22 protein-coding genes are annotated in these 20,372 nt (G+C 39.5%); 16 read left to right on the top strand and 6 right to left on the bottom strand.

From position 1 onward, the window contains the following. Positions 1-439: 439 nt before the first annotated feature. The 13 genes from H9Y05_RS05675 (at position 440) to H9Y05_RS05615 (ending at position 13,381) form a co-directional block, all read left to right on the top strand. Positions 440-754 carry a hypothetical protein gene (locus H9Y05_RS05675; RefSeq protein ID WP_163490282.1) on the top strand — a complete coding sequence of 105 codons (315 nt, stop codon included), beginning with the start codon at positions 440-442 and terminating at the stop codon, positions 752-754. Next, positions 751-1,038, top strand: coding sequence for a cell division protein ZapA (locus H9Y05_RS05670; RefSeq protein WP_216713731.1), 288 nt, complete (start codon positions 751-753; stop codon positions 1,036-1,038). Before H9Y05_RS05675 ends, H9Y05_RS05670 begins: the two co-directional genes overlap by 4 nt. Before the next feature lie 102 nt (positions 1,039-1,140). Then, positions 1,141-2,673 (top strand): ribonuclease Y, encoded by a 1,533-nt coding sequence (gene rny / locus H9Y05_RS05665; RefSeq protein ID WP_163490284.1) that lies wholly within the window; start codon positions 1,141-1,143, stop codon positions 2,671-2,673. Next, on the top strand, positions 2,673-3,659 hold the full coding sequence (locus H9Y05_RS05660; protein ID WP_163490285.1) for an NAD-dependent epimerase/dehydratase family protein: 987 nt from the start codon (positions 2,673-2,675) through the stop codon (positions 3,657-3,659). The genes rny and H9Y05_RS05660 overlap by 1 nt, the downstream gene beginning before the upstream one ends. A gap of 32 nt (positions 3,660-3,691) precedes the next feature. Further along, entirely contained in the window at positions 3,692-4,969 is a 1,278-nt protein-coding gene (locus H9Y05_RS05655) for a lipopolysaccharide biosynthesis protein (protein WP_216713730.1), read from the top strand. 311 nt (positions 4,970-5,280) lie between these two features. After that, positions 5,281-5,958 carry a hypothetical protein gene (locus tag H9Y05_RS05650; protein WP_216713729.1) on the top strand — a complete coding sequence of 226 codons (678 nt, stop codon included), beginning with the start codon at positions 5,281-5,283 and terminating at the stop codon, positions 5,956-5,958. 343 nt (positions 5,959-6,301) lie between these two features. Beyond that, complete coding sequence (locus H9Y05_RS05645) at positions 6,302-7,597, top strand: O-antigen ligase family protein (protein ID WP_216713728.1); 1,296 nt, start codon at positions 6,302-6,304, stop codon at positions 7,595-7,597. Between the two features lie 61 nt (positions 7,598-7,658). Further along, a complete protein-coding gene (locus H9Y05_RS05640) occupies positions 7,659-8,162 on the top strand; it encodes an acyltransferase (RefSeq protein ID WP_216713727.1) in 504 nt (167 codons plus the stop codon). Between the two features lies 1 nt (position 8,163). Then, positions 8,164-8,973, top strand: a complete 810-nt coding sequence (locus H9Y05_RS05635) for a polysaccharide deacetylase family protein (RefSeq protein WP_216713726.1) — start codon at positions 8,164-8,166, stop codon at positions 8,971-8,973. Positions 8,974-8,976: 3 nt separating this feature from the next. Further along, a complete protein-coding gene (locus tag H9Y05_RS05630) occupies positions 8,977-10,011 on the top strand; it encodes a glycosyltransferase family 4 protein (RefSeq protein ID WP_216713725.1) in 1,035 nt (344 codons plus the stop codon). Between the two features lie 2 nt (positions 10,012-10,013). Then, positions 10,014-11,132 (top strand): glycosyltransferase, encoded by a 1,119-nt coding sequence (locus tag H9Y05_RS05625; RefSeq protein ID WP_216713724.1) that lies wholly within the window; start codon positions 10,014-10,016, stop codon positions 11,130-11,132. Between the two features lies 1 nt (position 11,133). Continuing rightward, on the top strand, positions 11,134-12,366 hold the full coding sequence (locus H9Y05_RS05620) for an O-antigen ligase family protein (RefSeq protein WP_216713723.1): 1,233 nt from the start codon (positions 11,134-11,136) through the stop codon (positions 12,364-12,366). Next, positions 12,359-13,381 (top strand): glycosyltransferase family 2 protein, encoded by a 1,023-nt coding sequence (locus H9Y05_RS05615; protein WP_216713722.1) that lies wholly within the window; start codon positions 12,359-12,361, stop codon positions 13,379-13,381. The genes H9Y05_RS05620 and H9Y05_RS05615 overlap by 8 nt, the downstream gene beginning before the upstream one ends. A 266-nt stretch (positions 13,382-13,647) precedes the next feature. Here the strand turns inward: H9Y05_RS05615 and H9Y05_RS05610 are convergent, their stop codons facing one another. The 6 genes from H9Y05_RS05610 to H9Y05_RS05585 form a co-directional block, all read right to left on the bottom strand. Next, on the bottom strand, positions 13,648-13,980 hold the full coding sequence (locus tag H9Y05_RS05610; RefSeq protein ID WP_163490297.1) for a hypothetical protein: 333 nt from the start codon (positions 13,978-13,980) through the stop codon (positions 13,648-13,650). Between the two features lie 55 nt (positions 13,981-14,035). Further along, positions 14,036-14,725: a response regulator transcription factor gene (locus tag H9Y05_RS05605; RefSeq protein ID WP_163490298.1), complete on the bottom strand. Its 690-nt coding sequence runs from the start codon at positions 14,723-14,725 to the stop codon at positions 14,036-14,038. 2 nt (positions 14,726-14,727) lie between these two features. Beyond that, a complete protein-coding gene (locus H9Y05_RS16530) occupies positions 14,728-16,335 on the bottom strand; it encodes a sensor histidine kinase (RefSeq protein ID WP_163490299.1) in 1,608 nt (535 codons plus the stop codon). Between the two features lie 93 nt (positions 16,336-16,428). After that, the gene (locus H9Y05_RS05595) at positions 16,429-17,604 is read right to left on the bottom strand and encodes a DUF2062 domain-containing protein (RefSeq protein WP_317170280.1); all 1,176 of its coding nucleotides are present in this window, start codon (positions 17,602-17,604) and stop codon (positions 16,429-16,431) included. A gap of 99 nt (positions 17,605-17,703) precedes the next feature. Continuing rightward, entirely contained in the window at positions 17,704-18,264 is a 561-nt protein-coding gene (locus H9Y05_RS05590) for an L-threonylcarbamoyladenylate synthase (RefSeq protein ID WP_163490300.1), read from the bottom strand. 2 nt (positions 18,265-18,266) lie between these two features. Beyond that, positions 18,267-18,725, bottom strand: a complete 459-nt coding sequence (locus H9Y05_RS05585; protein WP_163490301.1) for a DUF6265 family protein — start codon at positions 18,723-18,725, stop codon at positions 18,267-18,269. A 154-nt stretch (positions 18,726-18,879) separates the two neighbouring features. Here H9Y05_RS05585 and H9Y05_RS05580 point away from each other — a divergent pair, with 154 nt between their 5' ends. The 3 genes from H9Y05_RS05580 (at position 18,880) to H9Y05_RS05570 (ending at position 20,368) form a co-directional block, all read left to right on the top strand. Continuing rightward, entirely contained in the window at positions 18,880-19,161 is a 282-nt protein-coding gene (locus H9Y05_RS05580; RefSeq protein WP_163490302.1) for a hypothetical protein, read from the top strand. An 83-nt stretch (positions 19,162-19,244) separates the two neighbouring features. Continuing rightward, a complete protein-coding gene (gene def / locus H9Y05_RS05575; RefSeq protein ID WP_163490303.1) occupies positions 19,245-19,838 on the top strand; it encodes a peptide deformylase in 594 nt (197 codons plus the stop codon). Further along, on the top strand, positions 19,838-20,368 hold the full coding sequence (locus tag H9Y05_RS05570; RefSeq protein ID WP_163490304.1) for a hypothetical protein: 531 nt from the start codon (positions 19,838-19,840) through the stop codon (positions 20,366-20,368). The genes def and H9Y05_RS05570 overlap by 1 nt, the downstream gene beginning before the upstream one ends. Positions 20,369-20,372: the final 4 nt, after the last annotated feature.

Raw genomic sequence — 20,372 nt, 5'->3', positions numbered from 1 at the left:
CCTTTTTTGAGAAAACGCAACAAATATAGGTTGTTAGAGAGCGAATCCAAATTTTATTTTGAACGGGAGCAGGAAAAATACCACAAAAACGGTATTGTTTAGAATGATTCTAAATAATAATTTTGTATCGTTCAAATTCGCAAATGGTGACAGGTGCGATTTAGATAGATGAGTAAATAGAATAAGTTTTTGAGTATAATACCATATCGCAGATAGATTAGATGAGACAAAAAATGCTAGTTAGGTCCGGTTTAGTTTCAATTCAACAGTCAAAATAGTAATTAGCATAGTCCTGCCTGCCTGAGTTTGAACCCAAATCCCCTGGAAGTTTACTCCAGGGGATTTGTTTTTTACCGGTTGGTGAAGAAAATTTTAATCTTGTCCCCCTAAAATGTTGTTTATACGTTTTAGTATATTAACTTTGTATCTGGTCAATTTTATGAACGAGAAAATTCAACATATCATTCAGGATATTCGCAGGAAAAAGAATGCGGTCAATGAGGTATTGAATCAGGAAAAGCAAAAAGTTCATCAGCTGGAACAGGAAATCGTGCAATTGAAATCGGATAATGAGAGTAAACAGTCGGAGATTTCCCGTCTCAGCAAGGACAATGCGGAGTTACAATCGTTGCTGGAAGAGACCAAAAATCAAATAATCAATTCGAACGTGCCTGAAACGAACAGACACGAACAGATTGATGAATTGGTGAGGGAAATTGAATACTGCATTGGTCAGTTAAAAAATAATGCATGAGTAAGTTGTCGATCAAAGTTGTAGTTGCAGGGCGTTCATATCCTTTGACTGTGCATGAAAGTGAGCAGGAGAAGGTACAACGTGCAGCGGATGATATCAACAAAGCGATCAAAGCTTTACAGGACAATTATGCTGTAAAAGATATGCAGGATTTGCTTGCAATGACGGCGTTACAATTGGCAACAAAAACAGCACCCAAAATTGAAAAAGTGGAGCTTCCAGCTGATTACAGTGCGATTGAAAAGGCGTTGGAAGAGTTGTCAGATGAATTTGACAATCAGTAGCGGTATTCAAAATAAGTATTCCCCACCGGATTTGTCCGTTCCCGCTACCGGGAGAGGAGAGGTCGGTGGGTTTTTGTTTTATTTTAAACTCAAAATGAAAAAATGAATTTAATCATTGGATTGTTGATCGGTATTATCGGAGGAGGTGTTGCTGTCTTCGTATTGCTGAATACTGCATTAAAAAACAAACGGGAGAAATTATTGAAAGATGCCGAAAATGAAGGAGAGTCACTTAAAAAAGAAAAGATTCTCCAGGCAAAAGAACGTTTTCTGAAGCTCAAAGAAGAGCACGAAGAAACCATCAAACAACGCGAACGCAAGTTGCAGTCACTGGAAGATAAAACCCGAAACCAGGAGAAACAACTTTCACAAAAGATAGAAGAGGCGAGTCGTAAGGAGAAAAACGCGGAAAAAGAGCTGAAAGAAATGGAAGCGAAAAAAGAAGCGTTGGATTTGCGTCAGCAGGAACTGGATAAAATCCACCAGAAACAAGTTGCCGAATTATCTAAAATTTCGGGAATGAGCCCTGAAGAAGCGAAAAACGGATTGGTAGAAGCATTGAAAGACGAAGCGCGAACAGCTGCGTTGGCGCACATTAAAGAAATTTCGGAAGAAGCAAAACTGAACGCCAACAGGGAAGCGAAAAAAATTGTGATTCAGAGTATTCAACGTGTTGCGACAGAACAAGCGGTGGAAAATGCGGTATCTGTATTCAACATTGATTCGGATGAGGTAAAAGGCCGCATCATCGGACGTGAAGGTCGAAATATACGTGCACTGGAAGCTGCTACAGGAGTGGAGATTATTGTCGACGATACACCGGAGGCGATCATCCTTTCCTGTTTTGATCCGGTCAGAAGAGAAATCGCCCGACTGGCATTACACCAATTGGTATCCGACGGACGTATTCACCCGGCGAGAATTGAAGAGGTGGTGGCAAAAACACGTAAACAACTGGAAGAAGAAATTGCAGAAACAGGTCGCAGAACATGTATTGACCTGGGAATTCACGGATTACATCCGGAATTGACGCGAATGGTCGGGCGGATGAAATACCGGTCTTCTTATGGTCAGAACTTATTGCAGCACTCCCGTGAAGTAGCCAACTTGTGTGCTATTATGGCATCTGAACTTGGGCTTAATGTAAAACTGGCGAAACGTGCCGGATTGCTCCACGATATCGGGAAAGTTCCGGACGAAGAACCGGAATTGCCGCACGCAATCCTGGGAATGAAATTAGCGGAGAAATACGGTGAAAAACCGGATGTTTTGAACGCAATTGGCGCCCACCACGATGAAATTGAAATGACCACATTAATTTCACCGATCGTTCAGGTATGTGATGCCATTTCAGGAGCACGTCCGGGAGCGCGAAGAGAGATTGTTGAATCATATATCAAACGGATTAAAGAACTGGAAGCACTGGCCCTTTCGTACGAAGGTGTTGCGAGCGCATACGCTATTCAGGCGGGACGTGAACTGCGTGTATTGGTAGAAAGTGAAAAAGTGTCCGACCAGATGGTGGATGAATTGTCATTCAATATTTCGCACAAAATCCAGACTGAAATGACGTATCCGGGTCAGGTGAAGGTGACTGTAATTCGCGAGAAAAGAGCTGTTAATTACGCAAAATAATGACTAAAAACCAGCTGAAGGGAAAAAAGATATTGGTAACAGGAGGAGCCGGTTTTATCGGCTCTAATCTTGTTGAGTTTCTTTTATCAGCTGGAGCTTCCGTCTCCGTTCTGGATAGCCTGGAGACAGGGAAACGGAAAAACATAGAAGCATTTCTTAACCACCCTGACTTTACGTTTATAGAAGGCGATATCCGCTTTGTAGAAGATTGTATGAAAGCGGTAGAAGGGATTGAACTGATTACCCACCAGGCCGCGTTGGGATCTGTTCCCCGTTCCATTGAGTTTCCACATGCCACACATGCTACAAATACGACCGGGTTTCTAAACATGTTGCAGGCCGCCTGCGAAAAAGGCGTGAAACGGTTTGTTTATGCCAGTTCCAGCTCTGTTTACGGCGATTCTACTGTTTCTCCGAAGACCATCGGTTCCGAGGGAAACCTTCTGAGTCCGTATGCGGTTACCAAAAGCCTGAATGAATTGTATGCCGGTGTGTACCATCGTTTGCATGGTATGGAAACCATCGGTTTGCGTTATTTTAATGTGTTCGGACCCAAACAGGACCCAAACGGTGTGTATGCGGCAGCGATTCCGAAATTCATTGACAAATTGATAAAGGGGGAAGAAGTAACCATCCACGGTGACGGAAATCAAACCCGCGACTTTACCTATGTTGCAAATGCCGTAAAAGCAAATTTCCTGGCGCTGACGACAACCAATTCACAGGCATTCGGTTCCGTATTTAATGTTGCCTGCGGTAAGTATTTATCCTTGAATGATGTCATTGAAAGCCTGAGAAAAAATCTGGCAGAAAAAGGTCTGCTACACCCGGATTCAAAAGTAGTCAATGGACCGGAACGTGCAGGTGATATCCGCAATTCATTGGCCGATATCACAACAACTAAAGATCAATTACAGTATGAAGGATTGATCGATTTTGATGAAGGAATCAGGCAGTTGATCAACAGTGTAATTGTCAACAGGTAAGCACCCGGAAATCTTTGTAACCAATGGGCTTATTGCAAAAAATAAAAGAACACGATTTTATTAAATCAGTTGCTGTTTTGATGACAGGAACATTGGTAGCACAAATCGTTAGTTATGCTGTTTCTCCGATTATCTCAAGGCTTTATGATCCGGCTGCTATGAGTGATCTCAACTTATTTATGCGGGTGATTGGTTTTATTTCTGCCTTAGCAACAGCCAGATTCGAATTGTCACTCCCACTGCCAAAACAAGATTCTCATTCTTACTTATTGTTTCGTTTATCATTAAGAATAACCGTCATCACATTATTGGTCTGTGCTGTCGGAGGTCTGATCTATTCATTTTTTGCTGCGACGACCGGATATTATTTTGTGTTTGGAACACTTGTTTTATTAAGTACTTTCTTTGTTGTTTTTATTAACCTTGGCACCAATTGGTCTATAAGAAAAGGAAAATTTTCAACAATATCTTATTCCCGAATTTCCAATTCTATTGTTTCAAATGCGCTCCGAATTGGATTCGGATACATCGGATGGGGCAGCTTTGGAATTATATTGGCAACATTCATCGGGTATGTTGCTTCAAGCTTAGGTTTCATTAAAAATTATCTGGAGAACAGAACAATCTATTCCAACTATAAATCCAGGCATAAAACAATTGTATTAGTAACGGAATACAAAGACTTTCCGTCTGTCAGTTTACCACATGTATTGGTGGATGTCGGGAGAGATTTAATCATTGCTTTTCTGGTCATTCTTTATTTTGGGAAAACAATATTTGGATCATACAGTTTTTCTTTAGTTATGTTAAATGTACCTGTTGCAATTATAGGGCAGGCGATTGGTCAGGTATTTTTCAAAAAATGCTCAGATTTAGTAAAGGATAAAAAAGAGGTAATTTCTTTAATTACCAGTACGATGAAAATGCTTTTTGCCATTTCTATTGTGCCGTTTACACTCTTATTTTTCTATGGAGAACCAATTTTTACATTTGTCTTTGGAAAAAAATGGTCTGAGGCAGGTTATTATTCTGAAATATTAGCAATTTACATGTTTTTTAATTTCATGATTTCACCTATTTCAAACTTACCTATTATTCTAAAACGTCAAAAAACCTATTTTTTTATCGGTTTGACAAACACATTGATTCAATTAGTGTTTTTTGGGTTACTTCCACTTTTTGTCTTGAAGACGGATATAAACTTTGTAAAGTTGTTATGGATTGTTACCATTGCTCAATCATTAATAATGGTATACACGTATTTTATATTTGTGAGGTATGCTAAATTAAGTGGAATGGAGAAGGAGTAGTTTGTGGAATGAGGCCTATAAAATAGAGTTGAGAAACGGGGAAAAGATATCAACAACACACGGGAATAAAATTTACTTTACAGGGCAATTCATACAGACACACAATTATTGTTTGACCGACCGACCATCGGCTTATACAGCTTTAAAAAGACATAATTTTTTAATTATATTTGTTCCCGTTCCAGGTTCCAAGGACCAGGAAGTTATTATCCTTCACCAGGAATAAATAATAGTGAAAAAACAGTAAAAGAAAAAATGAATAACAACAATCCGGGATTAAAAAACAGTAATACAAATTGATATTCTCTGGCATGGAATTTAAGTTCATCATAAATAATGTATTTAAACCGGAAGGTAAATTAACGATTCATTTAGGAGATTCATCGCTGGCAAAAGGTTTACTGAAGTACTTTAACAAGCGTATTTTAAGAAAAGGCGGCATCAAGAATAAAAAATATAACTGTGCGGTAATCAGGTTAGATAAATTTAAAGATGCTGATGAGTACCGAAATTCAATCAAAGGGAAAAATTCGGCAGATTATTTTGCAAGAAGATGCACAAAATTAGGCTATACCTTTCAGAAAATAGACCCGAATCAATTCATAGATGATATTTTTGAAATACATACTTCTGCTTCGGAAAGGCAGGGGCGAAAAATGGAAGAAAGCTATCTTGTGAAAGTTGAAAGGTGGCCGAATGACCATGAAAATAATTGGTTCGGTGTTTTTAATAGTACAAACAAATTAGTCGGGTATATCTGGTTAGTAAAAACAAACGAGTTAGGACTGATGAATCGAATCCTTGGACATAATGATCATTTAAAGCAAAACATCATGTACCTGTTAGCCGTTGAAACAATAGCCAATGAAATTCATCTGGGCGAACATAAAATTATCATGTACGATACCTTCGGGGCTAAAAAAAATGGACTTGTTTTATTTAAAAACAGAATAGGGTTTAAACCATATACCATTCATTTTGTAAAATGATTTGTATGGTTGCTTTTCTAGGACATGGTACGATGGCCACGCTACGGATTGTAAGCATGTATGTGTTGGACAGAAAGATGAATTAGCGATCAAAAGAATTTTGATCAGGTGTTTACGAAGTTCCGTAAAACTGTTGATGAACAGAAGAAACAACAAAGATTCAGGCTTAAAAAAACAGATAATCGCCAAACAAAATTCAGAGTGAGACCTTCCGTGTAGGAGCGAATTTTGTAAAACAAGACAGCAAGAGGGATCATTGATGTATAAAAACAGCTAAAATGGTTACTTTTACGAGAAAGAGATATTTTATAAGTAACCCAACATACTATTATTTTAACAAATTATGCTCAATATTTTGACGAAAGAAAACAACCGTTTTTTTATTCATCAACCTCGCGGGAAACAACCGGGAGCTTTAGATTCAATTTTATTGCTGTTATTATTAACAAGCATTCTCTTTTTTCCGTTTATACCCCTCTCCTCTTCCTTCTTTTTCTCATTAGAAGAGGTGGTTGTTGTATTAATCGGTGCCCGGTTATTGCAGAAACAATTCTTTTGGTTGGACAGGTACCTTTTCGTTATTATTGCCTTTGCTGTTTATGCAACAGTAGTGATTGTGATTAACCCGAATCGTACACATCTTTCAGAATATTTTGAAGTGTACAAGATTTTAAAATACGGCACCATATATGTTTTTGCTATCTATTATTTCCTGGAAGAAAGAAACCATGGAGCCATTAACAAATACTTGTTAGTCAGCTTTTTAATTTTGTTTTTTTTCAATGTTATGCACTATTTTAATATCATTGACTTTAATAAGAACATTACAATACTTTATGACTCAGACGGCCGGGATGTTCGTTCGTTCGGACTCAATTCAATCGGGCAGGCCGGCCCCAAAAGAATTGTAGGAACAATGGGGAATCCAAATGATAATGCCATTTTGTTTTTATTTTACTTCGTCTATTTTCAGTACTTATCTGTAACGGTACATTCGAATAAAAACATGCTGTACAGATGCTGTTATTATGGTGCATTTCTCATGATTATATTGTGTCAGTCGAGAACAGGTATTGTCGCAACGTTTGTCGTTTTCTTTGCAGGATTTTTTATGCGATCAAAAACAATGGAATCAATAAAGTCTTATCTGATTCATTTATTTGTTTTCGTGTTGCTCATAGCACTTCTTTTCTCATTTGAAAAAGAGGCGGGAGGAATGCAGTATCTTAGAAACACAAATGTATTGAATGTTGGTGACAATAATTCTGTAAGGGGTAGGTTTGAGATCTGGTCCTATCTGATCGATATGTGGATGAATAAGCCGGTGTTTGGTTACGGTCCCAATAAAGAATTTATGTATTCCAACTTTATCTACCCTGAAAATGAGTATATCTTTTATTTGTGGAGGTATGGTATCATCGGGTTGATCTTTTATTTATTGATTTTATTTATTCCTGCTGCATTGCTACTCAGAGCGAAACCGATCAACAAATTTATTATTCCTTTTCTGTTGATGCTCCTGACAATCGCCTTGGCTAATAATCCCTTCAGTAACCCAAAATTTTTAATTATAATCGCTCTAATTATTGGATACTGCGTAAGTTTGTATTACAAGAAACAACAAAAAGCAGATGAATAAAATACGTCGACATATTTCCTATCGATTGAGCGTTTTTCTGCAGGGTATTTACAGGCCTAAAATGCTCTATAGAAAACGGAACTTCCAAGGGAAACGAGTTGCAAATTTAAGGATTGGTTCATCTACTTTTATTGATCATCCGGAACAATTGTTCCTAACAGATCATGTGTACATCGGACATCATAATTTTATAGAGGCTAGTAATAAAATCGTAATAGGAACAGGGTGTCAGATCACATCATTTGTTTCAATCACCTCGCATTCCAGCCATCATGCCATCCGACTCTATGGAAGTAGCTATGGAAGTGTTGATGAAAAAATAGGATATGAAAAAGGCACAATTGAAATCGGAGACTTTACATTTATAGGTCCTCATGTTACAATTATGCCGGGTACGATTATCGGAAAAGGATGTATTGTTGCAGCCTATTCCCTGGTGAAGGGAAACTTTCCGGATTATTCGGTCATTGCCGGCAACCCGGCACAAGTTGTAAAAGGAGTGAAAGATACCGATAAAAAATACCTGGAGCAGTATCCGGAGTTGGTCAACCTATATATGAAATAAAATGATTCAAAAAATTCAGCGAAGAGCTATAGGAATAATCAACCGAATCCGGTCTGATTTTTTTATTTTTAATAGAATAGCAGACTACGAGCAAATTATAAAAACAGCACGTGATAACAATTACGAAGTCCTTCCTTTATCTGACTTTTTCAACGATGCCAGAAACAACCGATTAGCGGGACGAAAGATTTTGCTCATCCGGCACGATATAGATTCAGATCCGGCGTATGTGCTGAAATGGCTTGCTGTTAATCAAAAATATGGAGTGAGAACTTCTTTTTATTTTCGATTGTGTACATTGGATTACCCCGTAATGCGAAAGGTACATGACCAACAATCTGACTGTGGTTATCATTATGAAGAATTGGCCACGATTGCTAAACGAAAGAAGATTCTTACAAAAAAAGAAATAGAACAACTGTACCCTGAGATCAGGATGGAATTCATTAATAACTTCAATAAAATTGAACAGGAGTGTGGCTTTAAAATAAGGTCAATTGCCAGTCATGGGGATTTTGCAAACAGGATTTTAAATACTCCCAACAGAGAATTTATAACAGAAGCCATAATGGAACAATGCGGAATTGATTTTGAGACTTACCAACCCGAGATTGTAACTAATTATTCAATTAATATAACAGATTGCGGATATCCCAATTTATACCGGGGTGATACTTCCGTATTGCAGGCAATCGATCAACAATATCCGGTCATCCATATACTGATACATCCCAAACACTGGCGTTCGAGCTGGTACTGGAACATCTATGAGAACGGGAAAAGAATAATTGAGGGACTCAAATACAGATAGTGTATGAAAAAGTTACTTTTAATAGGAACCAATACTGTCCATACCTACAACTACCTGGAATTGGTGAAGGATTATTTTGATGCGGTATTGGTAATCACCAATGAAAAACGGGAAGGGGTGGATATTCCTGTTGAAATTGTTGAGTTTAACCTAACACTTAGAAACCTTATCCGTACACCGAAACGAATTCGTAAGATAATTGCGGAATTTAAACCAACGATAATTCATATCCATCAAGCAAACAGTGTTGCTTTTTTCAGCAACCTCGCATTGGGAAAATACCCAAAGATCCCGTGTGTTTTAACTACGTGGGGGAGCGATATCTTGTTGATTCCGTCTCAGAGTTTTTTACTAAAACAAATGGTAAAATACAACCTTCGGAAGGCAAATGCAATTACATCGGACTCTGTATTCATGGCAGACGAAATCAAAAGGATTCAACCGCTCTCCAGGTCCATTTTGATTGCCAATTTCGGAATTGGATTTACTCCTCCGAAGCAGGTTGAAAAGGAAAAAATAATATACTCCAACCGTTTACACAAACCTTTGTATCGAATAGATGCAATTATTGAAGCCTATAAAAAAATGAAACAACATGATTCATTGCAGGACTGGAAGTTGATAATAGCAGCTGTCGGAGAAGAAACGGATAAACTGAAAAAAATCGTCGGTACGGAAGGAATCGATGGAATTGAGTTTGTCGGGTGGGTTGATGCCAAAACAAATGCACAGTGGTATGCACGGTCTTCTTTTTGGGTATCTATCCCTATGTCAGACGCCACATCTATTAGCCTGTTGGAAGCAATGGCGTGCGGATGTATTCCTGTGGTATCTGATTTACCTGCCAACCGTGAATGGATTGAAGATACCAAAAACGGGTCAGTTGTTAAAGATGTGACCAGTGATTTCTTGACAGATGCAACGCAACTGGATTTCAAAGATGCTGCGGGTATAAACGCCCTACTTATAGAAGAACATGGAACAAAAGCAGCCAATAAAGCAAAATTTATTGCATTGTACGATAAATTACTCAACTAAGAATGGATCGAATTTGTCACATCACAAATATACATGACTGGAATGATACCAGAATCTTCTACAAGGAATGCTGTTCGCTTGCGGATGCGGGTTATCAGGTTAGTTTAGTGGCACCAGATGCGGAAGAAGGAATACACAACGGTGTCTCGGTTTTATCAGTTGCCAGAAAAAGTAAATCGCGGATATACAGAGCCAGCTTTCTTGCGTGGGCAGTGATGCGGAAAGCATTGACAACAAAGGCAAAAATTATCCATTTCCACGATCCTGAATTAATTTGGATAGGCTTTATTCTTCGGTTGTTTTACCGAAAAACAATCATTTTTGATGTACATGAAAACCTTACTGCTCAGATTCAAGATAAACAATGGCTTAAATTCAAGCGACTTATTGCATGGTTGTATGGTCGCATGGAACGCTTTGCAAGCCGGTACTTCCATATTGTTATAGCAGAAGAATCGTACCGTTATTTGTTTGAGAAACAAGCCAAATCGTTGACACCGGTATTCAACTTCCCGGAAGTGGAAAAACTACAACAATTTTCACAGGATACCCGGTCTGACCAAAATGGGATTTTATATGTTGGTGTGGTTTCCGAAATACGGGGAATCATGCAAATCATTCAGGCATTGGGTATATTGAAGCGTAAAAATATCCCGTTTACGTTTCATTGTGTTGGGCCCATCGAAGATGGAATAATATCTAAATTAAAAGCATTGGATGAATATAATGATGTGAAAGAAAACATTATTTTTTATGGAAGAAAACCATTGTTTGAGGCATATCAGTTGGCCGGACAATCAAAAATGGCACTTTCTCTGTTGCATCCAACACCCAATTATATTCGTTCATATTCGACAAAAATTTTTGAGTACATGGCAATAGGACTTCCGTTTGTTGTGTCTGATTTTCCATTATATAGTTTTGTGACAGAGCGAAAAATAGGCGCTTGTGTTAACCCGTTTGATACTCATGGAATTGCAAAGGTTTTTGAGTATCTGTTATCAGATGATCCGGAAATCGCCCGTCAGATAGATCGGGCGCGACATGCCGTGAAAAATGACTTCTCCTGGGAATCACAACGGGAGAAATTATTAGGTTTGTATGCATCAATAACAAAATAATATGAAACAGTTTGTTGTAAGATACGCGTTGGAATTATTGCTTTGCCTGGTCTTTATCTGTCTGTTCAACGTTCCTAAATTTGCACCTGTTTCTCTTGCGCTGACAATTGTATGGATTCTTGTTGCTGCGATCCGAAAACAATTAGTTTTTAAACCCAACTATCCGGCAGCAGGGTTTGTCCTGTTGTACGGTGCATATGCACTTGGCATTGTATGGACAAAGGATGCGGAATTGTCCAGATTTTACCTGGAAAACAAACTGTCGTTCGTCATTATCCCGATTCTGTTTGGGTTTTCTAAGAAATCAGGGTTTAATTTTTCAATTGTTCTAAAGGGATTGATTCTCTCCATCCTGCTTGCGTTTTTCTGGGGAATTGCAAAGGGAATACCGTGCTATCTGCATTATCAGTCATTTCCCTGGTGCTTCATGAAAAGTCACTTATCTTCTACAATTCATCCGACATATATGGCAGCAGGAGCTCAAATGGCCATTGTATCCGTTTTTTTATTGTTGAAGAAGAAAGAACTGAATAAGAAGATGGCAATGAGTATCATTACATTGCTGGTTGTGTATACGTTCTTGTTGATGTCACTTTCCGGCGTTTTATTTTTCCTGTTGCTTTCAGCAACCTATATCTTGTTTAAAATCGCACAACGAAAGAGCCGTCGCTTTGTTGTTTCAATGGTAATCGTACTCCTTGCTTTTTTTTCAGGGTTGTTTTTATTTACTCCGTTTTTGAAAAAAGATATATACGAAGCGGAACAAAATATTCAGTTGTTTTTTTCTTCACAGGAGGAGTTTGTCCATCATTTTCCCGAAACCCCTTCGTCCAGTCAGGTAAGGCTAGTTTTGTGGCTTGCTTCTATTGAAGAAATACAGGAACATCCGCTGGGTGTAGGGACGGGAAATGTAGACTATTACCTGGGAGGAAACCTAAAAGAAAAAGGATTGAATGAGCTGGCAACACATAATTACAACCCCCACAATCAGTTTTTGCATACCTGGTTGGAAATAGGAGTTGCCGGATTTTTCATATTGATCTCTATCCTTGTGGCAGGAATCAGGTGGGGAATCAAAAAGAAAAACATAATGGCTGTTATCCTGTTAGCAAACCTGACGTTTAATTGTCTGTTTGAATCAATGCTACAGCAGCAATCGGGAATTATATTCTATCCCCTTCTGCTAATGATCATCCATATATATGTAGAATCAGAAAAAAAAGCACATGATTAAAATTTCAATTGTAATACCGTGCCGTAATGAAGCTCTTTATATTGAAGAGTGTATTCATGCCATATATGCAGCGGAGGTTCCCGATGAAGTTAAAATCAATGTGTTTGTGGTTGATGGAATGAGTAATGATGGAACGCGGAGGATCATTCAGCAATTGCAGGAAGAATTTTTGACCTTGAAAATTGTCGATAATGTACAACAATTAACACCTTTTGCGTTCAATTTAGGCATCCACGCAACTTCTTGTGATTATGTACAGATTATAGGTGCACGCCATATAATATCTAAAAATTACCTTTCCGTCTGTTTGCAAAAACTAAATGAGGACTCTTCTATCTGGTGCGTCGGAGGGAGATTGGAGAATGAATATGTCAATGAAACGGGAAAGGTGATTGCTTTGGCAATGGGGACACAACTTGGGATGGGAATAGGAAACTTCAGAACGTTGAGTAAATCCGGATTTACGGATACCGTGACAAGTCCCATGTATCCGTATGGTGTCTTTGAAAAAATAGGATTTTTTGATGAGGAACTAATTCGGAACCAGGATGACGACTTTAACTTTCGCGTTACACAAGCAGGAGGAAAAATCTGGTTTGATGCGGACATTTCACTGAAATATTATGTGCGGGGCAATTATAAAAACCTGTGGAAACAGTTTTACCAATACGGTTACTGGAAAGTATACGTGAACCGGAAACACCGGACATTCACGACGGTACGGCAATTGATTCCGCCCTTGTTTGTCATGTACCTCCTGCTGTTTCTATTCACCTGGTTGTTTGGCGCCACTGTCGGCGTTGCAGGTTCCTTCCCGTTGATTGTTTATCTTGCTTTAACGGCAATAACCACCAACCGACTTGTTCAGCAAGACCATCAACTCCGGTTCGGAGATATATTCAAAACATTTTCCATTCTACATATTTCCTATGGATTAGGTTATCTGAAAGGTGTGATTGATTTTGTGTTGCTCAACAAGAAACCATCGGATAAACAAAAACAAATGTCAAGATAACAGCAATAACACGTTATTTATCATAGATACTGTTCTAAACAGTTGGCTGATGAAATAGTGTTGGACAAATTGCACAAATACTTGAGTGTGTTGAAGCTGTTTTGTACAGCTCTGTTCGTTGTTCCATAGCCACAGATACCTTTTAGTATTTTATGCCTAAAGGAATCTGTGGTGAAAATATCACCCGACTTATAGAATAGTGCCGTGCCAGAAAACAAAAAGAGGCTCTGAATCAGTGGCCTCTTTTTTACTATGTATTGTATGCATTAAATCCCCCAATCGTCACCATCGTGTTCTGCAATGCTGATTTTTTGGATAATCTCATGTGCTTTTGAATCGGAATATATTCCATAACCGTTTACAAAAATTCCTTTCACGCCGTCTTTTGTATTGCGCAGGGCATACAGGATGGATTCATCATCCAAATCACTTAAACCGGTAAACCGGTAAATTCTGTCAATAACAATATCTGTCAATTCAACTTTCTCTCCTCCTGCGATGTAAGAAATGTTTTCTTCAAGCAGGTTAAAGTCTGCTGTATATCCTCGTTCGCGCAAAATCGCTATGACTTCCGTAAGGGGTTTTTCTGTAAATTTCATTTGTACGGCTTTTGTTTCCCTAAATGTACAAAAAATACGGCTTAAAACTGCGATTTTACTTAATTAATAACTTAAATCCTTTACCATGAATGTTCATGATTTCGATGTTCGGATCTTCTTTTAATAATTTACGCAATTTGGCAATGTAGACATCCATACTCCTTCCGTTGAAGTAATTATCATCTCCCCATACAGCGCGTAAAGTTGCCTGTCTGTCCAGCACTTCGTTTTTATTTTTTACCAGTAATTCCAGCAGTTGATTTTCTTTTGTTGTCAGCTTTTTGGCTTCCCCCTCCGTATGCAACAAACGCAATTCCGGCTCGTATTTGATGGTACCGACAAATAAATCCCCGGCAACTTCAGCTTCGTCCGAACCTGTTCTTCGTGCGATTGCGTTGATTCTTGCCACCAATTCTTCCATGGAAAAAGGCTTGGTCAAATAATCATCTGCCCCGGTTGCGAAACCTTCCAGCTTATCCTCCTTCATGTCTTTTGCTGTCAGGAAGAGAATCGGAATTTTCTTATCTAACTCACGTACCTCTTTTGCCAGGCTGAAACCGTCAATTTTAGGCATCATGACATCGAAAATACAAAAATTGAATTTCCCGCTATTGAATGTATCCAGTGCGATCTGACCATCAGTAGCCAATGTAACATTGAATCCTTTAGATTTTAAATACGTGGACAATAGTTGTCCTAAATTGACATCGTCTTCTGCTAGTAGAACAGCTAATTTTTTTTCCATAGTTATTGTTTTATTTCAATTGTAAATGTAGATCCTTCTCCAAACTTACTTTGCACATTAATTTTCCAGTTATGCATTTCGCAAATTCCCTTCACATAACTCAATCCCAAACCGAATCCTTTTACATTGTGAACGTTCCCAGTTGGAATACGGTATAATTTATCAAATATTTTATTCAGGTGCTCTTTTTTTATTCCCAGCCCTTTATCACTGACTGCTATTCGAACAATTCCCGACTTTTGTTTCATTTCAATTTTTACTTCCGGAGTTTCCTGCGAATACTTGATCGCATTGTCGATCAGGTTTGAAATCACATTGGTAAAATGCATTTTGTCCGCGTGAATGTACACCAGCTCCGTACAAATATCCACCTCAATTTTACCTCCCCCGTTTTGAATGCGGAACTGTGCCCGGTGTACAATGTCATAGATGATTTCATTGACAAGGATTTTTTCGATATTGAGGCGTACCTCTCCTTTCTCAATGGTGGAACTTTGTAAAATTCCGTCGACCAGCGTTCCCAACCGGTTGTTTTCGTCTGCGATCATTTTTACAAACGGTTGCGCCTGTTCGGTTCCCGTTCCCATCATATCCGGGTCACTCATGGCCTGGCACGCAAGAGAAATCGTTGAAATCGGTGTACGGAATTCATGTGTCATGTTGGAAATGAAGTCGTTTTTCATTTCTGCCAGTTTCTTCTGCGTCAGAATAGTCCGGAACATGTAGATTAAGGCCCAGAAGATGAGCAATACCAGCGAAAGATTGACCAGCAACGGTACCCACAATTCTCCCAGCAGAATGGTGCTCTGCCGCGGAAAAACAATGTGTAGTTGTAAATTGTTATCAAACAGGTTGCTCGGGAACAAATGCGTTGAAAAAGACTTGTCGACTTCCAGGTTCGGGTCGTAATGCTCTACAAAAACTTTGGATTTTAGAGGCTTTCCGGATTCATTGGTAACAACGAAGCTGAATTTTGCCGGCAATTTATCGTCTTTAAACTCGGTGCGGATTACCGAATCCAGGAATGCAATGTCAAAGGTGTTCTCCGGGCTTTCAAATACATTATCCCGGAATGCCTGCATCATCATATCATTGACGAATTTTGCCTTTTCAAACATCTTCTTAATTACTTTCTGATCCAGCTGAATGGAAACCCCGGTTGAATCGCCGGCAGTTTTATTACCGTAATAAAAATCCCTCAGTTGCCGTACATCTTTTGCGAGTACACGTTGTTCTGCTTTCACCCCGACCAGTGAATCAATACTTTGTCCCTGGATTACCAGGTAGTTTTCCTGCTGCCCGTTCTCCCAGATAATCGTATCTTTTACGGAAATCGTTTCCTTTGCCGATAACAGGTTTTGAAACTCTTCTTTGAGAATATCTTTGTAATGTCCGCTGAAATTTGTGTTGGCAATCCGGAAAAATTTCCGGACATCTTCCGCTTTTTCATGACGCACGGCAATGCGCTCAAGTGTTGTTTCTACTTCTGCTCTGAACTGTCCCGATTTTTTGTCATACAACTGGCGCGTCTGAAACGCTTGTATGATCAACAATGCAATGGATGCAACGACTACGAACGCAATAATTACATTGACCCTGATTTTCCCCACACTTTAGTTTTTTACGAATTTAAAAGTTAGGAAACACTAAATCATACACTTAACGTTTTTTAACAGGAAGAAAAAGAGGTTTTTCGCTCATTTTCAATCCATTTCAATCGCTTTCGGTTCTTTTCTGAAGAGGGAAAATAACAGGTAACTGATTGCTGTTGTCACTACAAATGCGATACATGCGAGGATGATGGCGCCAATGAAATACTGCACGGTATTGGCTTTTATTGTTTCCAGGTCAAAATGCAGCAATTGTGCAGGATCGATGGAATTGGAGGTAAAATACTGACCAACCAGGAAACTGGCATAGACAATAAACGGAATCATGGGGGGAATGGAAATATTGGCGGCAGTGATAAAAAGTACTTTGTTCAACCGGAACAGAATCGCCAACGGAATACCAATCATGAGCTGAAAGCCCCAGATTGGGAAAATACCCATAAATATACCAAATCCAAGTGAAAGTGATTTGCGCAGATTGCTTTCCTGTGGTTTGATGGCTTCATTTTTAATGGCAATCCATGTCTGTTTAGAAATTAATTTTTTCGGATAGAAATAGAGCAGTGCACAGATGAATAATACGCTGTTCAAAACGGAAATTCTGAAAAAATCCCTTCCCGGGCGAAAATGAGAAACCCGTTCATCCGGATCGTACTTTACCTGGATCGGGACCGGTTTAAACGCAACATTCTTCCAGGCAAGCCGTACAATTACTTCAATTTCCAATTCAAACTTGGTGGTAAATAACCGCATTTTTTTCAAGGGTTTCAACGGGTAGACACGAAAACCTGTCTGGGTATCCGGCAGACTGATCAATGTTTCTACCTTGAACCAGAAGTTGGAAAATTTATTTCCGAAGGAACTTTTCCCGGGAACACCTTCCTGTTCCATATTCCGGGAACCCATCAAAACGGTATCCGGGTTTTCGGAGCATTCCCGGATCATTTTCGGAAGATCACTGGGATAATGCTGACCATCGGAATCCATGGTAATCGCATAAGCGTATCCTTTTTCACAGGCATGGTGAAACCCTTTACGGAGTGAATACCCCTTTCCGCTGTTTACCTCATTTTTTAAGACGGTAATACGGTTTTCATAACGAGAGAGAATTTCCGGTGTGGAATCTGTCGCGCCGTCGTTGATCACAATAACGGTATGTGCAGGAACAAACTCCAAAACTCCGTCAATTACACGTTGCAGTGTTTTTTCATTGTTATATGTGGGAATCAACACACATGCATTGATTTGTTCTATTCCTGTTTTTTCCACGATCTCCTGATTAGATGAGCATTTCCCGGCAAAAGTAAAAAAGAAGCATTGAAAAATGAATGATTGGAGAGACAAATAATCGGAAGCCCCGGCATTGTGTTATTTTCGGATCACCTCCACTTGTCCGTTCAAACCTATTTTTATGATCTGTGACGCTTGATTCATTTGCTCAGTTGTGCGTTCTTCAATAATGAGGTCTACTCCTGTTTTAATCTGCTGTGCTATTTCTCCGAATGAGGCCGGGCTTTTTTCCCCGCTGATATTGGCAGAAGTACTTACAATAGGCTTTCGGAGTCCCTGGATTAATTTCAAACAGAGCGGATCGCTGGTGATACGGATGCCGACACTTCCGTCTGCTGCAAGTACACTGGGAGCCAGTCCGGATACATTCGGGTAGATAATGGTAAGCGGCCGGGTGGCCAGATCTGCCAGGTCGTAACAGATCGGGTGAAAATCCGGCACGTAACGCTCCAACATCGGAAAACCGTCTACCAGGACAATAAAACTTTTTTCGGACGGCCTGTTTTTTAGCTTTAAAACCTGCTGACAGGCGTCGTCATTGGTCGCATCACATCCAAGCCCCCAGATCGTATCGGTGGGGTAGAGCATCGTTGCTCCGGCTTTTAACTGTTCAATGATGTGCGGGTAATCTGTTTTCATCGTTATTTTTTTCGGACCATCTGGTACGGTTGTGTTTCTTCCGATCCGTCAATGAATCCTGAAACTTCAATGATCATTAACGTGTCATTCAATTGATTGTAGCGGACGTTACGGGGAAAAGACTGCTGTAAATTTTCTACTGCGATCTGACCGGATGAATGTAGCCGCCCTTTAAACACCTTCGTGTCCAGGTTTGCTGGTTTTTCACCGAGACTTTCATAAAATAAACTGTCTCCATTTAAAGTCAACCGGAGGTGCTCAAAAAAGACGGTGTCCGCGTTCTCAATGTAATAACTTTCACCAACGAATACCGTATCGTTTTCCCTTCTCCAATCTTCATGAAGCACACTTCCTTCCTCTTCGTAGACCCATTCTCCCAACATCCAGTCAGCATCCAGGTTTTTTTTAACCGGAAACGTAAGTACCTGTTTTGTCGTATGCGATTCCGTGCATGCTGTCATACAAAGCGATGTAATAATAGCAGAACGAAAGAACAATGCCTTCCTCATAATGATGTTCGTTTACGAATGCAAATGTACTTATTAACTCTATATTGTCAATTCTATCCCTGGAATAGTTTGGGGATGTTCCTATTTCCTTTTTATCTTTGTGAAGATGAAAATTCCGAAATACTTCAGGAACAAATATGCGGTCGCGATCGGCCTTTTTGTCATCTATACCCTGTTTTTAGATGATGTGGATGTTTTTACGGTGATCCGCCAGAACAGTAAGCTGAGTGAGTTGGAAGAACAAAAAGTAATCACACAGCAGCAACTGGAAGAAACCAGGGAAACCCTTAAAAAACTGGAAAGTATCGGTGGTTTGGAGCGATATGCCCGCGAAAAAAAATTATTTAAGAAAGACGACGAGGACATCTTTGTCATTTCTTACGAATAAGACATAATTTCCCTTTTTTATAGCAAAGCATTCTTAAAAATGCCATCCGTTTTTGTAACTTTGTAGCTTATTGACAAGTTAGAATGATTTTACCGATTGTAGCATACGGAGATCCTGTTTTAAAAAAGCAGGCAGAAGAGATAGATGAAAATTACCCGAATCTGCGGGAGTTAATTGACAACATGTTTGAAACCATGTATGGTGCTCAGGGAGTTGGACTGGCTGCACCCCAGATCGGGTTGCCGATTCGGTTGTTCGTGGTTGACGGCTCCCCTTTTGCAGATGAAGAAGACGAAGAACCGGATCCCAAAGCGGAAGGCATAGACGGATTTAAGAAGGTATTTATTAATCCAATCATCGAAGAGGAAACCGGAGAAAAATGGGGATTCCATGAAGGATGTCTTTCCATTCCTAAAATCCGGGAAGAAGTATTCCGGAAAGAAACCATCCGTATTTCTTATTACGATGAGAACTGGAAATTGAATGAGGAGACGTATACCGGCTACAAAGCGCGCATTATCCAACACGAATACGATCACATTGAAGGAGTTTTGTTTACGGACCATTTGTCAGTGTTGAAAAAGAAAATGCTGGCAAAAAAACTGCAGAACATTTCAAAAGGAGATATTTCTGTCAGCTATAAAATGAAGTTTCCGGCAGTCAAAAAAGGAAGATAATGAAGCAAACAATCCTATTTAGTGTACTGACCATTCTGTTGGTTGCCTGCGGGTCGAAAAACGAGGATGCCGTTTCTGTCCACACACGTATTGAACAATATGAAGACTCTATCCGGCAGTGGGGAGGAGGATCTGGAACGAAAGAAGACATCAGTTCTTTCGCCGATGATTACATCAACACGTTGTTGGAAGCGTACGAGGAAGAGCCGGACAATCCGAAGAACCCGGAATACCTGGATCGGGTACACATGTGGTATTCCACAGTCGGAAATGCCCCGTCAGCATTGAAATGGGCGCTGGTGGTCGAAGAAAAATACCCGAAATACCCTAACCGACAGATGTTGCTGGAAAGTATTGCTGCTTTGTATGACAACGGCATTACTCCGCGTGACAGTATAAAAGTACGGGAGTATTATACACAGATACTGAAGGAATTTCCAACGATGCCGGAAAGCAAAAAACAGGAAATAAACGATCGGTTGAAGCACAACAACCTCACCATGCAGGAATACATGCAAATTCAGGAATAAGAAG

The sequence above is a fragment of the Taishania pollutisoli genome (assembly GCF_014518315.1).
Lineage (GTDB): Bacteria > Bacteroidota > Bacteroidia > Flavobacteriales_D > Crocinitomicaceae > Taishania > Taishania pollutisoli.
This window is presented reverse-complemented; position numbering and strand designations above follow the sequence as displayed.

What these genes read in the sequence shown, in the direction of transcription:
- H9Y05_RS05570 (WP_163490304.1), top strand. Translation starts at nt 19,838, where the DNA reads ATGAAGCAAACAATCCTATTTAGTGTACTGACCATTCTGTTGGTTGCC.
- H9Y05_RS05610 (WP_163490297.1), bottom strand. Translation starts at nt 13,980, where the DNA reads ATGAAATTTACAGAAAAACCCCTTACGGAAGTCATAGCGATTTTGCGC.
- H9Y05_RS05645 (WP_216713728.1), top strand. Translation starts at nt 6,302, where the DNA reads ATGCTCAATATTTTGACGAAAGAAAACAACCGTTTTTTTATTCATCAA.
- H9Y05_RS05630 (WP_216713725.1), top strand. Translation starts at nt 8,977, where the DNA reads ATGAAAAAGTTACTTTTAATAGGAACCAATACTGTCCATACCTACAAC.
- H9Y05_RS05615 (WP_216713722.1), top strand. Translation starts at nt 12,359, where the DNA reads ATGATTAAAATTTCAATTGTAATACCGTGCCGTAATGAAGCTCTTTAT.
- H9Y05_RS05650 (WP_216713729.1), top strand. Translation starts at nt 5,281, where the DNA reads ATGGAATTTAAGTTCATCATAAATAATGTATTTAAACCGGAAGGTAAA.
- H9Y05_RS05585 (WP_163490301.1), bottom strand. Translation starts at nt 18,725, where the DNA reads ATGACAGCATGCACGGAATCGCATACGACAAAACAGGTACTTACGTTT.
- H9Y05_RS05590 (WP_163490300.1), bottom strand. Translation starts at nt 18,264, where the DNA reads ATGAAAACAGATTACCCGCACATCATTGAACAGTTAAAAGCCGGAGCA.
- H9Y05_RS05660 (WP_163490285.1), top strand. Translation starts at nt 2,673, where the DNA reads ATGACTAAAAACCAGCTGAAGGGAAAAAAGATATTGGTAACAGGAGGA.
- H9Y05_RS05635 (WP_216713726.1), top strand. Translation starts at nt 8,164, where the DNA reads ATGATTCAAAAAATTCAGCGAAGAGCTATAGGAATAATCAACCGAATC.
- H9Y05_RS05640 (WP_216713727.1), top strand. Translation starts at nt 7,659, where the DNA reads ATGCTCTATAGAAAACGGAACTTCCAAGGGAAACGAGTTGCAAATTTA.
- H9Y05_RS05625 (WP_216713724.1), top strand. Translation starts at nt 10,014, where the DNA reads ATGGATCGAATTTGTCACATCACAAATATACATGACTGGAATGATACC.
- H9Y05_RS05605 (WP_163490298.1), bottom strand. Translation starts at nt 14,725, where the DNA reads ATGGAAAAAAAATTAGCTGTTCTACTAGCAGAAGACGATGTCAATTTA.
- H9Y05_RS05670 (WP_216713731.1), top strand. Translation starts at nt 751, where the DNA reads ATGAGTAAGTTGTCGATCAAAGTTGTAGTTGCAGGGCGTTCATATCCT.
- rny (WP_163490284.1), top strand. Translation starts at nt 1,141, where the DNA reads ATGAATTTAATCATTGGATTGTTGATCGGTATTATCGGAGGAGGTGTT.
- H9Y05_RS05675 (WP_163490282.1), top strand. Translation starts at nt 440, where the DNA reads ATGAACGAGAAAATTCAACATATCATTCAGGATATTCGCAGGAAAAAG.
- H9Y05_RS05620 (WP_216713723.1), top strand. Translation starts at nt 11,134, where the DNA reads ATGAAACAGTTTGTTGTAAGATACGCGTTGGAATTATTGCTTTGCCTG.
- def (WP_163490303.1), top strand. Translation starts at nt 19,245, where the DNA reads ATGATTTTACCGATTGTAGCATACGGAGATCCTGTTTTAAAAAAGCAG.
- H9Y05_RS05580 (WP_163490302.1), top strand. Translation starts at nt 18,880, where the DNA reads ATGAAAATTCCGAAATACTTCAGGAACAAATATGCGGTCGCGATCGGC.